Annotated in this window: 13 protein-coding genes; 4 read left to right on the forward strand and 9 right to left on the reverse strand. The window is 46.2% G+C overall.

Translation table 11 applies throughout. The annotated features are described in order from the left end of the window. Window positions 1-34 precede the first annotated feature (34 nt). Window positions 35-985 (forward strand): Nudix family hydrolase, encoded by a 951-nt coding sequence (locus H579_RS0120750; protein ID WP_028302245.1) that lies wholly within the window; start codon window positions 35-37, stop codon window positions 983-985. Between the two features lie 355 nt (window positions 986-1,340). Here H579_RS0120750 and yacG read toward each other — a convergent pair whose 3' ends face one another. The 5 genes from yacG to pilB form a co-directional block, all read right to left on the reverse strand. Continuing rightward, on the reverse strand, window positions 1,341-1,550 hold the full coding sequence (yacG, locus tag H579_RS0120755; protein WP_028302246.1) for a DNA gyrase inhibitor YacG: 210 nt from the start codon (window positions 1,548-1,550) through the stop codon (window positions 1,341-1,343). Window positions 1,551-1,587: 37 nt separating this feature from the next. Then, the gene (gene coaE, locus H579_RS0120760; RefSeq protein ID WP_342662807.1) at window positions 1,588-2,232 is read right to left on the reverse strand and encodes a dephospho-CoA kinase; all 645 of its coding nucleotides are present in this window, start codon (window positions 2,230-2,232) and stop codon (window positions 1,588-1,590) included. 4 nt (window positions 2,233-2,236) lie between these two features. Next, the gene (locus H579_RS0120765; protein ID WP_028302248.1) at window positions 2,237-3,166 is read right to left on the reverse strand and encodes a prepilin peptidase; all 930 of its coding nucleotides are present in this window, start codon (window positions 3,164-3,166) and stop codon (window positions 2,237-2,239) included. A gap of 82 nt (window positions 3,167-3,248) precedes the next feature. Continuing rightward, window positions 3,249-4,481 (reverse strand): type II secretion system F family protein, encoded by a 1,233-nt coding sequence (locus H579_RS0120770; RefSeq protein ID WP_028302249.1) that lies wholly within the window; start codon window positions 4,479-4,481, stop codon window positions 3,249-3,251. Window positions 4,482-4,501: 20 nt separating this feature from the next. Continuing rightward, the gene (gene pilB, locus H579_RS0120775) at window positions 4,502-6,196 is read right to left on the reverse strand and encodes a type IV-A pilus assembly ATPase PilB (protein ID WP_211224770.1); all 1,695 of its coding nucleotides are present in this window, start codon (window positions 6,194-6,196) and stop codon (window positions 4,502-4,504) included. A gap of 583 nt (window positions 6,197-6,779) precedes the next feature. On the opposite strand from pilB, the gene H579_RS29955 reads away from it, so the two are divergent. Both H579_RS29955 and H579_RS0120785 read left to right on the forward strand, forming a co-directional pair. Beyond that, entirely contained in the window at window positions 6,780-7,199 is a 420-nt protein-coding gene (locus H579_RS29955; RefSeq protein WP_028302251.1) for a prepilin-type N-terminal cleavage/methylation domain-containing protein, read from the forward strand. Between the two features lie 23 nt (window positions 7,200-7,222). Continuing rightward, window positions 7,223-7,711, forward strand: coding sequence for a DinB family protein (locus H579_RS0120785; protein WP_028302252.1), 489 nt, complete (start codon window positions 7,223-7,225; stop codon window positions 7,709-7,711). A 153-nt stretch (window positions 7,712-7,864) separates the two neighbouring features. Here H579_RS0120785 and H579_RS0120790 read toward each other — a convergent pair whose 3' ends face one another. The 4 genes from H579_RS0120790 to rdgC all read right to left on the reverse strand — a co-directional run bounded on the left by H579_RS0120790 (window position 7,865) and on the right by rdgC (window position 11,819). Then, window positions 7,865-8,140: a hypothetical protein gene (locus H579_RS0120790; protein ID WP_028302253.1), complete on the reverse strand. Its 276-nt coding sequence runs from the start codon at window positions 8,138-8,140 to the stop codon at window positions 7,865-7,867. 282 nt (window positions 8,141-8,422) lie between these two features. Continuing rightward, window positions 8,423-9,559 (reverse strand): cation diffusion facilitator family transporter, encoded by a 1,137-nt coding sequence (locus H579_RS0120795; RefSeq protein ID WP_028302254.1) that lies wholly within the window; start codon window positions 9,557-9,559, stop codon window positions 8,423-8,425. Window positions 9,560-9,643: 84 nt separating this feature from the next. Then, on the reverse strand, window positions 9,644-10,798 hold the full coding sequence (locus tag H579_RS0120800) for a 1-acyl-sn-glycerol-3-phosphate acyltransferase (RefSeq protein WP_036567039.1): 1,155 nt from the start codon (window positions 10,796-10,798) through the stop codon (window positions 9,644-9,646). Between the two features lie 106 nt (window positions 10,799-10,904). Further along, window positions 10,905-11,819 (reverse strand): recombination-associated protein RdgC, encoded by a 915-nt coding sequence (rdgC, locus tag H579_RS0120805; protein WP_028302256.1) that lies wholly within the window; start codon window positions 11,817-11,819, stop codon window positions 10,905-10,907. Window positions 11,820-12,201: 382 nt separating this feature from the next. On the opposite strand from rdgC, the gene H579_RS0120810 reads away from it, so the two are divergent. Continuing rightward, window positions 12,202-14,184 (forward strand): methyl-accepting chemotaxis protein, encoded by a 1,983-nt coding sequence (locus H579_RS0120810; RefSeq protein ID WP_028302257.1) that lies wholly within the window; start codon window positions 12,202-12,204, stop codon window positions 14,182-14,184. Window positions 14,185-14,219 lie beyond the last annotated feature (35 nt).

Consider the following 14,219-nt stretch of genomic DNA (forward strand, 5'->3'; position numbering starts at 1 on the left):
AGCTTATTTGTGTTTGTGAGTCAGGTGTTTTTGCATGCCTAAACTGCTTCATGTTGCCGCTGCGGTAGTCACTAATGAAAAGGGTGAAATCCTTATCGCCCGTCGTCCAGCCACTGTCGATCAGGGCGGTTTATGGGAGTTTCCCGGTGGAAAACTGGCCCCTTATGAAACGGCGCGTCAGGCACTGTTCCGTGAACTGAATGAAGAGATTGGCATTGATGCACAATCTGCTTCCCCTTTGATTCGTGTGCACCACCAATATCCAGAGCGCCATGTCCTGTTGGATGTCTGGAGTGTGGAGCATTTTACTGGTGACGCCTATGGTCGTGAAGGTCAGGCAGTACGCTGGGTGAAACCTGAGGAGTTGAATCAGTACAGCTTTCCGGAAGCCAATAAGCCGATCCTGAAAGCGTTAAGCTTGCCAGATTACTATATGATCACTGGCGAGGCGGCTGATGAGCAGGCCTGGATAAATAAGCTGTCTAAGGCACTGGAGTCTGGTGTCCAACTGGTACAGCTTAGAGCCCATGAACTGGATGAAGAGGCCTTTGTTCAGCGTGCCCAACAGGCATTAGAGCTGACACGAGAGGCGGGTGCGCGTTTGATCCTGAATGCTGATCCATCTGTACTGGAGCGAGTGGATGCTGATGGTATTCATCTGACAACTGAGCGTCTGTCTCATTACTCCCAGCGTCCGGTCAGTAAGCAGAAATTACTATCATGTGCGTGTCATAATACATCACAGCTGGAAGAGGCTGCGGCTCTGCAGGCCGATCTGGTGACATTAAGTCCTGTCCAGGAAACGGAAAGTCACCCTGGTGTTGAGGCGATTGGTTGGCAGAAATTTAATGAGCTGATCGAAAAGCTACCTGTACCCGTTTATGCATTGGGTGGTCTGGGGCGTGCAGATATTCGTCGGGCTAAAGGTCTGGGTGGTCAGGGGGTTGCGGGTATTCGTGCCTTCTGGCCCCAGGAAAAAGCCTGATATCAATTTCCAGATAGCGCCTCCTGATATTTTTTCCTAATTGGACTGGCCTGATTCTGGAGCGATAAAAAACCGGTGTTTTTAGCACTGGTTTTTTATCGGCTGTTTATTATCGGATTGGCCTCTGGATAGAGTCGGCAGATAATGATATCGGGTCGCTTTTCTCTCTGACTATTTCCACTTAAGGTTTTTTCTCAAGAGGAAAGAGTTGGACTTATACCAAACCAGATAAGTTGTTGTAGGTCGGAAAAGCCGCAAGGCGCCTTCCGACAATCATCCGGTATCGGAATCCGTGTCGGATGGCGCTTCGCTTATCCAACCTACTCTAATATCAAGAAACTTATCGGGAATGGTATTAGTAATCTTTGGGATACTGTTCCATTAGATCGCTACTGGCTTCATCAAAGGCCGACTCACCTGCAATTTTATGATTTTCACTGGCCCATTCACCTAAATCGATCAGGCGGCAGCGGTCGCTGCAAAAGGGGCGATGGATATTATCCTGATTCCACTGAACCTTCTTTTTACAGGTTGGGCAGTCTACGGTCAGTATTTTCTCTGTCATAGTTTTGGTCTTTTAAATTCGGCTAACAGTGATCTGGTTATGATACCAGAGTCAGGTATGTTTTATGGAGATCATCACAGGCGTGTTGCAGGGCTGATAGGTCCTGATCATTGACGATAATATCATCTGCTCGTGCCCTGCGTTCCTCCCGGCTCATTTGAGCAGCAATAATCGCTTTAACCTGATCTTCGTTATTATTGTCTCGGGCACAGGTACGACTCAACTGTAGCTCGACTGGTACATCAATCAACAGATTTCTTTGGGTCATATCGGATTGCCCACTTTCAAACAGTAGTGGAGAGACCAGCATCGCGTAGTGCTCAGTGGGCTGTTGTAGCTGCTGGATAATCTCTTCCCGAATAGCAGGGTGAGTGACCGATTCCAGCCATTGGCGCTCTTCAGGTTGCTGAAACACTGTTTGACGTAGCCAGGGCCTGTTCAGGCTTTGGTCTTCATTGATGGCCTCTGAACCAAAGTGGTTAACGATCTGCTGCCAGACCGGTTTATGAGGTTCAACAATCTCTCTGGCGACAACATCAGCATCGACAATGAGGACGCCCAGACTGGTGAAGTAATCAGATGCGGCAGTTTTACCTGAGCCGATACCACCGGTCAGTCCGATGATTAGTGATGCTTTTTTTTTGTTTGAGTCATAGTCAAATATCAGTCTATCTACAACCAGGCCATTAAATAAACAGTGACTGCATCAGTCTCTGTATCGTGTCGGGAAAATATAGCACTAACCAACCGGCAATAGCTAAAGCGGGGCCAAAGGGGATAGCGCTGCCAGGAGGTGATTTTTTAGTCAGGCGGAGTAGCAGTGCCATAACCAATCCTGACAAAGCGCTGATTAGCATAATCGGAGGTAAAGCAATCCATCCGGCCCAAGCGCCTATAGCCGCTAATAACTTAAAGTCACCATAACCCATACCCTCTTTTCCAGTCAGTAGTTTAAATAGCCAGTACACACTCCATAGCACCAGATAACCGGCCACGGCTCCCCATAAATAAAGATCCAACTGACTCTTATTGGTTACGCTATGGAAAAGTAAGCCTGCCCAGAGCAGTGGTATTGTCAGTGTATCGGGCAGTAGTTGGGTATTCAGATCTATCGTTAGAAGAGCCAACAGGCAGAGACTGACAGAGAAATAGACGATAGCCTCCAAGGTAAAGCCAAACTGGACAGTACTAACCAGCGCCAGTGAACCTGCTAAGAGTTCTATCAGGGGATAACGCAAAGAGATGGTTGTTTTACAGTGGCGGCAACGACCTTTCAGCAGAAGAAAACTGATCAAGGGTATATTGTCATAAGGAGCAATCTTATGCAGACAATGGGGGCAATGAGATCCGGGCCAGGCAACATTGTAGCTTTCAGGTAGCGCTTCAGGTTCGGTTTGCTGCACATGTTTTTGGTTGAGTTGAGGCTGTGCGGACGTATTTGCCTGCAAGCTGTTATCAGCGAAAAGCATGCTCTCGCTTTGCCAGGCAGAGAGCTCATCCTGCCACTGTCGTTGCAGTATAATGGGTAGCCGGTGAATGACTACATTTATAAAACTGCCCAGCGACAGGCCGAAGAGAAAAATAAATGGGTAAAGCAGGTTGAGATTTTCGCGCATGAAGGTCTCTTATCTTGTCCCGATCTGATTGTTCAATAGGCATGGGGACAGTGTTAATTGGTTGAGTACACTGGGTTTTCAATTAAAAAAGACTACCCATTTTGAACATTGGCAGATACATGGCGAGTACCATACCACTGACGAGTACACCTAAGAAACTGATTACCATAGGCTCTAACAAGGTGGTCATATTCTCCACCGCATCATCGACTTCCTGTTCATACAAATCGGCAACCTTATCCAGCATGCAGTCAAGTGAGCCAGACTCTTCACCAATCAAAACCATCTGAGTGACCACTGCTGGAAAACGATGGCTGGCTTTGAGAGCAAAGTTCAGCTGTTGGCCTGTGGCTATGCTGTCCCGGGCCTGAAAGATCACTTTTCGGTAAACCCGATTATCGGCAGCGCCTGCCGAAGATGTCATGGATTCAACCAGAGGGACACCGGCAGAAAAGGTGGTTGATAGAGTGCGGCTAAAACGGGCGATAGTGGATTTTTTTAGAATATTACCAATGATGGGGAGTTTAAGGCTCAGGGCATCAAGCTTATAGGCAAAATCTTCAGATTTTTTATAACTGCTGACCAGTATAAGAGAAACTGACATCAGTGCGATTATAATAGACCACCAATAGTGTTCGACAAAAACTGAAGTATTGATAACGACTTGAGTTATCCAGGGGAGTTCTGCATTAAAGCCTTTGAACAGGGACTCAAACTGAGGCACTACCTTAAGTAGCAGGATCAGGGTAACGATTATACCAACAGTTAAAACCGCTATTGGATAATACAATGCCTTTTTAACCTTGGCCTGTAAACGCTCAGTTTTTTCTTGATATAGTGCAACTCGATCCAGCATGGTTTCTAATGCTCCGGCCTGTTCTCCGGCTTCAATCAGGTTGCAAAACAGTTTGTCGAAATGCTTACCTTGTTTGCGCAGTCCAGAGCTGAGCATATTGCCATCGGCCACTTCGTTGCGAATTGTGACAACGATTCTTTGCATTGCAGGATTTTCCAAACCTTCTGCGACAATGTTCAGGGATTGAATCAGAGGGATGCCTGCACGAATCATAGTCGATAATTGGCGGGTAAATAGCATAATATCTTTGCTGGTGGCTTGTTTCTCACCAAGACCAAATAAGGGACGGGATTTTCGGCGTACTTTGTGAGGGGTAATGCCTTGGTGGCGTAGTTGAGCTTTGGCCAGATTCAGGCTGAGAGCACTTAGTTCACCGCTTTGTTTATTGCCTTTGTTATCGACACCTTGCCATTGAAAGGATTGAAGCTGCTGCCTATTAAGGTTCTGTTTTGTCGCCATATTTTCTGCTCCTTGCATTTTTAGTCCTGAGTTACTCGGTTGATTTCCGTTAAGCTGGTGATCCCATTTAGCGCCTTGATTAAGCCTGAATAGCGTAGGCTGATAGAGCCTTCTTTACGTGCTTGTTCTGCCAGCTCAATGGAGTTGGCGTGATTGATGATCAACCGTGATATTTCAGTGCTAATTGGCATCACTTCGTAGATCCCGACCCGTCCTTTATAACCTTGATGGCACGCTTCGCACCCGACGGCATCAAATAACGTGGCTTGTTTGATCTCCTGCTCTGATAGGCCTTCAGAGAGCAGCATTTCGATGGGGATCTCTATTGATACTTTGCAGATTGGACATAGCTTTCTGGCCAGTCGTTGCGCAATAATCAGATTGACTGAGGTCGCAATGTTATAGGCGGGTATACCCATATTGCTCAAGCGGGTCAGCGTTTCAGCAGCACTATTCGTATGCAGAGTGGATAATACCAAGTGACCGGTTTGGGCTGCTTTAATGGCAATCTCGGCAGTTTCCAGGTCACGAATCTCGCCGACCATCACCACATCTGGATCCTGACGTAAAAAGGCCCTGAGTGCAGTGGCAAAATCCAGCCCTACTTTGGTATTTACATTAACCTGATTGATACCCTCAAGGTTGATCTCTACCGGGTCTTCTGCAGATGAGATATTGCGTTCTGGGGTATTTAGAATATTTAAACCGGTATAGAGCGTGACCGTTTTGCCACTCCCCGTAGGGCCCGTTACCAGTATCATTCCCTGAGGTTGAAGCAGCGTTTTTTGGTAGTGACTCTGTTGTGCTTCGATAAAACCGAGTTCATCAATGTTGATCCGGGAGGCACTGGAGTCTAATACCCTAAGTACTACTTTTTCTCCCCAGATTGTCGGTAGGGTATTGACCCGGAAATCAATGGTACGGCTTTTAGATACTTTCAGCTTTATACTACCATCCTGCGGTATGCGGCGTTCTGAGATGTCCAAATGAGCCATTACTTTGATACGGCTGGTAATACGGTGCCTAAGATTAAATGGTGGGATAAGTGCTTCATGTAGTAAGCCATCGGTGCGATAGCGAATCCGAAATTTACGTTCATAGGGCTCAAGGTGAATATCGGATGAGCCAAGCTTTATAGCGTCCAGTAGAATCTTATTCACAAATTTAACGATAGGTGCGTCGTTGGTATTTGAGGTGCTTTCGGCTACTAATGTTGTGTTGTTATCTTCTTCACTGGTTTTCAGGCTATTGAGCTCATCTTCTTCCAGCTTGGCTAAAGCTTCTTCATCGCCTTCCAGATAAGCGTCAATCATCACTTTCAGTTGATCATAGGCCACTAGGATCGCTTCTATATTTAAATTTGTTTGGAACTGAATTTCATCAACGGCAGCTAGATTGGTTGGGTTCGCAATAGCCAGAAATAATTTGTTACCCCGGAGGTAAAGGGGGAGCACCATATGGTGTCGAATTGAGCTATCTTTGACGAGGTTTCTCGGGAGATGTTTGCGGTCAAATGCCGTTAGGTCAATAAATGGCATACCAAACTCTCTGGCTGCAGCCAGTGCCAGAGCGTTATTAGATACTTTGTTACGGCTTGCTGCATATTGTAAAAATGATTGCCTATGTTGGCTGGCTTCTTCCTGCAATGTTAATGCGGTTTGTGTATCCAGCACTTTTTCCTGTGTTAGCCGTCGTGCAATGCCCTCTAAATTCACGGATCCATCCTTATCAGCAATAGCATTAATGTTTTGTAATTATTCAGGAGAGGCAGACTAATAAAATCAATATGTTACGTTTTCTCCGCAAGCTTTTCGGTTGCACCAATAATCCATGTGTTATAGAGGTAAATAAAACTTCCCAAAAGCTAACACACTGATAATAAAAGGCTTTTAATTTCCTGGGCAGTTAAATTGTTTTTAATAAGTACCCAAACATAAATATTCCGATATTTTCCGACCGAAGCGGCCGGAAAATACGGGCTTTATACGGGAAAAAGTACTGTGTACTTACTTAATTAAGCACACCAAAATAGATTTTTCTATCCTCTTTGGACCTTGGTCGGAGAGGATGAGTGTATGCGTGTCGAAAAATCTTTGTTCCGGTAATTGATACTATTCATTATGGGACAGAGATCAGGTTTTAGTTATTTTTTGTAGCGTATTTCTTTAAATGGATTGTAAAAGAAATGTCCATGCCTAAACTCTTTGAGGAAGCAATATTCAATAAAAAATACGCTTATTCCTGAGAATAATCATGCTTTTCTGCTCGTTAAATGAATCAATTTCAAGGAGTATAGAAATGAAAAAAATGAAGTCAATTCTCACGCAGCATCAGAAAGGCTTTACTCTTGTCGAGCTTATGATTGTTGTCGCGATTGTTGGTATTCTTGCTGCTGTGGCGGTGCCCCAGTATCAGGATTATACCCGTAAGGCTAAATTGGCTGAGCTGGATTCATTTGCGGCTAAATATAAAGCTGAGGTTGCGGTTTGCTATATGGCTGAAGGCAAGCTGGATGATTGTGATAATGGCAGTAAGGGCGTATCAGCAACAGTAAAGGTGGGTCGTATTGCTTCAGTGACAGTGACCAATGGTATAATTGCAGTGAAGAGTGTTGATGGTTTGGCCAGTGATGGCAACAAGGCTGTGAAGAGAACATTTACACCTACAGTTGATATAGCCAAGGGAGTTACCTGGGATTCGGCAGATGTTGAGGAATAATCTAGAGTGTTAAGGGGTTAGAAATGCAGCAATATTTAGCGAAACTATCACGTTATCATTGTTGGGCAACAGAAAAATTGTTTGATTCTGTTGCCTTGCTCTCGGAAGAACAGTATCGATCGAATGAAGGGCTATTCTTTGGTAGTGTGCACGGTACATTAAATCATTTGTTGCTGGTCGACCAGTTATGGTTATCCCGTATCAATGGAGAGCCTTACCCTGTTAGTGACCTCAGCCATGAAATTGAAACCGATGCTAAGATGCTTGAGGCAGCACTGCTCAATCAATGTGATCTTTGGTTCAGAACCTGTGCTGCAATGACTGAACGGCGATTGGCACAAGATATAAAGTTTCGTAATTTGGCAGGTGAAGAAGGCAGGATTAATGCTGCAGATCTTTTAATCCATGTGTTTAATCACGGTACCCATCATAGAGGCCAGATTTCTGCCGTTCTGGCTGAGCTCGGTGTGTCTGTACCTGAAATGGATTATTACTACTTTGTAAAAAAATAATATTGTTGCTTGTAGATGAGAGTATGTTTTTATTTTTTAGTTGTTTTGTGTTGTTCGCTGAATAAAAAGCAAGGCTGTCGCGCCTTGCTTTCTTATGCTGTATTAATAAGAGTGAGTAAATACTCTACTTTTATTGGTGAGCAATGGGACTTATTAGTATAAGGCCTGCTCTTCATCCATCACTTCTTTTAATACTTCCAGAAATAAGCGGTCTGCATCAGAAAAGTCTTCTGGGTCATCTGGAATTTTCACACTGGTTAAACTGCTGATTTCCTGAGCCATTGCCACGGCGGCATCCTGAGTGCCGTAGTGTTTACGGGCGACCTCTAAAGCAGCAGGAACAATCTGCGGATCTTGCAGCAGCTTTTTGATGAAGTGGCGCAGTTCATTGATAATTCGCGTTTGGTTCATCTCGTTAGCGGTGCTCATGGCGCCTCCTTATAGAAACTTACTCATTGTTGTAGTTTTTCTATCAGATCCTCGGCGGCTGCAATTGATCGTTGCAACTTTTCTGCTCGCTTATGGCGACCTGTGCCGGGAGATATGTGTTATGTCAAAATTATATAAGCTAAATGGCTGATGAAATAGAACTTTTTTCAGCTCTGACGCTTTTTTACATCTTCTTAAAAACCATGTTTTTTTTGTGGATTGGCTTTTCTGTCCTATTGCTATAGGACTCATACTGGTTTGATACTTCTTTGTATTTTGACCTTATGGATCAGTGTGATAGCGCTTCCATAGCCTAAGCTCTCCTAACCATGTGTATTGAGTAAGCGGCTGGACTAAGTCTGTCTGGTTAATGTCTTCCGGTAGCGTCGAGTTCAGGTAAAGATCGATATCGACTTTGTGGTTGAGATAGTGCAATACCAGCTGTGAGGGGTCTGGAACAAAGCCCAGAGGTTGCCAGGCTTGCTGTAAATTCAGCAGTAACTCCTGTCGTAACGGCAGCGCAGGGTGATCATGATAACTGCGGCGCGAGTCGTCTTCCGCATCAATATGAAAGGTAATATCGTAGCTCAGATCATGTTGGTGCAGTAGGGTGATCACCTTCATACCGATCTGATGCCCTTCAGACACGCTGATAGTGGGATTTACCTGCAGGTGGATATCCAGAAAGACCAGGGCTCCAATCTTGCGGCTGCGCAGGCTATGTACGCCTTTGACCTCTTTAATCTGGCTGGCTAGTTCAATGATACTTCGGGTTTCCTCTTCAGGCAGTGCGGTATCCAGCAGATCTTTCAGGCTATCACTCATCAGTTTCCAACCGATATGGGCTATCATCAAGCCCACGATGAAGGCTGCGATCTGATCAAGCCATTGAATGCCCAGCATACTGCCACCAATACCGATAAATACCACAATAGAAGACAAGGCATCACTGCGGCTATGCCAGGCGTTAGCCTTCAGAAGGTCCGATTTCATCTTATTCGCGATATGAAGGGTATACCGGAAAATCCACTCCTTACTCACAATAGATATGGCTGCGACGACCAGAGCTGGCCAAGTCGGAATCTGTAAATTTTCGGCGTTAAGCAGTCTCAACAAACTGTCGTAAGCGATTGCTCCGGCAACGGCGATCAGAATACTGCTGAGTATCAGTGTGCCCAGAGTCTCAAAGCGGGCATGTCCGTATGGGTGCTCTTTATCGGGAGCCTGGCGGCCATAATGAGTGGCTATGATCACCAAAGCATCGGTTAGCAGATCAGATAGGGAATGAATACCGTCAGCGATCAGTGCGTGGGACTGGCTAAACCAGCCCACGATAATTTTGGCAACCCCCAGCAGAGTATCCAGTGCGGCACCGATGAGAGTAACTTTATGGGCTTCACGGGTATGCTGATGTGGCATGGTGCCCTCGCAAACAGGTTGTATTGAATGGCTATTGGGCGATCCTTTTCTTTACAAAGTGATCGCCTGAGCTGTGGTTACTGATTAATCTTTCAACAGGCCACGACTATTCAGAACAGGGTTTGCATACATGCGCAGGATATATGCTTGGTATGCTTCTGGTTGTGCGTTTACACGTTGTTCAAAGGCCTGGCGCTTAGCGGGATCAATCCGTGGCTTGCCGCTGATATGTTCATAGCCACCCAGCATTTCCAGTGCTATCCAGTTGGCATCAAAGAACTGGTAGTTATCCAGAATAGCCTGGTCTATTTGACGGGCTACCTCTTCGGCACTGTCCAGGTCACCTGAAAGCGGTTCATCAAAGTGCACATGAACCTGCCCTTTATTACCTGAGATACCGTTAACGATGCTTTGGATATCTTCAAACTCTGCCTTATTGTAGCGGCCTTCTGTTGCAACGCTGTGAAGCTCTTTTGCTTTCAGTGCATCGCAGGGGTCATATTCGTAAGAGATGGTGACCGGTACAATATTCAGCTGGTTGATCACATCAGAAAAAGACAGGCCTTCTGTGTTTTTTCTGCGACTCATATAGAACATCTTAATAATAGCCGGGTCTGTCCGGTCGATACCATCTTTTGCCCGGCCCTCTTTCTGGGCGATCCATACGGAGTGCTGATCTTCCAGCAGGGAGTGATTGATATAAGCGGACAGTTCGGTAATGGCTCTCATCATCTCACGACCTTTGGCTGAGCGATTGACGATAAAGCTCTTATTCAGGCGCATCAGGTCACTGACATATGGTTTTTTCAGCAGATTATCACCAATGGCGATACGCACGGTGTTATTGCCATTCAGATACAGCGCATAATTCACAAATGCAGGGTCCATGGCGATATCCCTGTGATTGGCGACAAACAGATAGGCCTTGTTCGGATCAAGCTTGTCCAACCCTGAGACAGTAAAACCCTCGGTGGTGGTTTTGATCATACGGGCCATATAACCGGCAACTTGCATCTGAAACTCATGCACAGTATTGATTTTGGCAAACTGGCTGGCCAGTTTACGGCGAATCAAAGGGCGCAGGATAAAGCCGAGGCTTTTATGGACCTGAGGAAAACGAAACTGGCAAATCGCATCAATCAGTTCGGGGTGATTGATAATACGCTGGATCACGTCATGGGCTTCGTGATCGTAATAAGGGCGAATCTCGTGAAACTGATCGGTATCCGTGGTGGTCATCTCGTGTCTTATCCGGTTTATGTCTAGTGCGTCTGCTTGGGGCCATCTGGGCTATGTATTAGCTCAAGGTTATGTATTAGCTCAAGGCTATGGGTTTTTAAGAACATTAATGGCTTTGATGCTCACCACCGAGCCATTCAATCAGTTCGTGTAGAAAGCGTTGCAGTTCCAAAGTCATCAGGGTGAAGTCAGCATCCAGGCGGGTCATCGGATCTTCGTCGGCATAGCTGTCCTGGGCTTCTTCCAACAGATCATCACCAAAACGCAGGCGCTTGATGCTCAGATCTTCGTTCAGAATACACTGCACTCGTTCCTGCCAATCGATAGCCAGTTTGGTGACCTGTTTGCCTGCTTGCAGGTGAGCCAGGACATCTTCCGCATCCAGCTCCTGTTGCTTGCAACGGATTACACTGCCTTCATCTAGATCGGATCTGAGTTCGCATTGACCGTTCAGTGCCAGGCCTGCCGGACGACTACTGATATCGTTTAGCCAATGGGTCATCAGTGTCGTCGGCGTGACTTCGGTATTCAGAGGGATAACGGGTAGGGAGCCGATGGTCTGACGCAGCAGATCCAGAAACTCTTCTGCTTTTTTGCTACTGGCGGCATCAACGATCACCCATTGATTAGCCAGATCCACATAACCCCAGGTATAGCTGGATTTGGCGAAGGCTTTAGGGGTCATTTCGGTCAGAATATCTTCTTTGATATTCAGTTTTTCCTTACGGCCTACCTTGCGATGATCTTTCAGCTCCAGCTCTTCAACCCGTTCTTTCAGGATCTCATTGACCACGGCTGCTGGAATCACTTTCTCCTGGCGACGCAGGCAAAGCAGAATCTTTTTATTGCTGGCATGGAGCAGTTGATCTGACGTGGCAGCAGGAAATACCCAGCCCAGGCGATAGGTTTCAATACTCTTACAAGGCTGAAAGCGATGTTCGTTAAGCTGTTCCTGCAGTTGTTCAGTGTTCAGTGCCAGAGGTGAACTGCATTTAAACACCTGAATGTTTTTAAACCACATGCATCAAATATCCGTAACAATTGGGTGGCATATTATCTAACAAAGGATCCCGACTGACCAGTTGTAGCGGCAATTGGTGAATAAGCTCTGAAATAAAAGTCATTCTGTAGGTTTGTTTGTCAGCTGTGTTTTGAGTGAAGAGTAACGGAGTGATCCAGTAAAGTGCTTTTATTTTACTGGGCTTACAAAGAGTAACAAAAAGATAAACATCGAGTGCCGTAGAAGTATTCTGCTCTTGGGGCGAGTTCGTTGTTGGTGAAACATTCTTGTCATATTAATGAAAAGAAAGTGTCATTTTGCTTTGGCAAGGTGCCCCGCAAATCAATAATTATTTCGCTCACGGTTTCCATGCTGTGTAGGTATTTTAAAGGCTCACTCAACTATGAAAATTGCTACGGTCACACGCGCAACCTCTGTTGTTCTGGTGTTGATTGCGGTTTCTCTTGCTGCGACTCTGTTGTGGGGATTGGAGCGCTTAAATAGCGCATTTTCCGCCACACAGGCTTATAGCCAGCTCAAGGAAGAGGTGTCTATTGATTTACGGCGGACTATTCAGAGTTATCTGGCTACCGGCAATGCACTGGAACTCAGTTCCGCAGAACAGAAAATTTCTATTCTTTCTTCTGACAGTCTTTCCCAGTTACCAACCGATGTGGCTACGGCTATTAAACGCCCTCTTGATGCTTTGCAGGATGGTCTGACTGGGAAATTCCGTGGTGCGGGAAAACTGGCGGGTAACCAGAAAGGTTTACTGTTACAGGCTGAAAAAGAGATTGCAGATAGTCTTGATACTATTCGTGATTATGCCAATGAGGGGCGTAGTAATAATCCCCAGGCGGCTTATCAATATCTGCAACAGCTGCATGAGGTGGCATTAGATCTGGTGCAGATTAAATATCTGCGTGAGCAATATATGGATACCGCTAATGACAGTTATCGTAACTCTTTGCTGCAGCAGGTCAGTGATCTGGAACAGAAAGTATCAGCCTTGACTCAGCTGCCAAAACTGGGTGTTTTTGCTGAGGAAGAAGTGGACGATATGCAGGCTATGATGGGCTGGGGGAGTGATGAGGAGGTCAAGCCTAAGGTCGATAAGGCCGATGAACTCACTTCAGCTTTGGTGAGTTTGGTGCGTCGTTATCCAGGCGAGTTGGAAAATACCCTGAACAATATCGCCAGCGGCAATAACAGTCGTAAAGCCGTGAATGGTTTGATTGACGATCTGGAAAGCAGCATTGTAGCAGGTCAGATTGACGTCATCCGGCACCGGACGGCGCTGGAGGCGCAGGTGACCAATATCTTTATCGGTTATGTCGTGCTGATCGTGGTCGTGGCCTTTATCCTGCACCTGTTCCTGAATCGTGTGGTGGTGCGTTCGCTGAAACAGCTGGCTGAAGCGATCGATAAGCTGGTCAGCGAAGGTAATATGACGCAGATTGATGCGCGCAATGCTGACAGTGAAACCGGTCAGATCGCCCGTAACTTTAATCACCTGATCGAGATTATGAGCAAGCAGAAAGAAGAGAAGTATGCCCAGCTGTCTCAGATTACTGACTCGCTTGAAGTGGTGCTGTCAGATATTGATACCATCAGTAAAGCGGCCAATGAGACTCGCGATTATATCTCCAAATCCCATGGCTTTACCGATGAGCTGACTCGTTTGGCTAAGGATGTGGATGCCAGTTCCAGTCAGGTGGAAAGCTTCGCTCGCGAAACGGCGAGCTTTATGGAGAGCAGTCAGACCAGTGCACGTAATGTTGAACGTGCCAGTCAGCAAGCGATTGATACCCTGACGAACGGTCATAAGTCTCTGGATGAGCTGGTTGTTGCGGTAGATGAAGTGACCAGTATTCTGGATGTGATCAGTGGCATCTCTGAGCAGACTAACTTGCTGGCACTGAATGCCGCTATTGAGTCGGCCCGTGCCGGAGAGCATGGCCGAGGCTTTGCTGTGGTGGCTGACGAGGTGCGTAATCTGTCGATGGAAACTCAAAGTTCGGTATCCAAGATTGGTTCGATTCTGCAGCAGCTAAAAACGGCGTCTACCGATCTGAAAACCAATATGACCGATATCTCGGATGCTGCACAGGAACAGAAAGAGGCGGCGACCTATCTGCTGGATATGTCCAAAACCGTTCAGGAGCACTCGGCCAAAGCGGCTGACTTTGCTCATCAAGGCGCAGAAGTAGCCCGTAATCAGGTGGGCAAAGTCGACGTCTTTATTCAATCTATGGAAGAGATGGAGCAGCAGGCCCAGCAGGCGGAAGATGTGATTCTGTCGGTGCAGACCGAAGTGCATGAGAAAGTGTTGTGGATCTCTAATGCGTTGGGTGTATCACGGGATAAAAAAGAGTTGTTGTTCTGATCTGCGCTTATCTTTGTTGGTTATCTCTAATAATG

It is taken from the genome of Oceanospirillum beijerinckii DSM 7166, from assembly GCF_000422425.1.
Lineage (GTDB): Bacteria > Pseudomonadota > Gammaproteobacteria > Pseudomonadales > Halomonadaceae > Oceanospirillum > Oceanospirillum beijerinckii.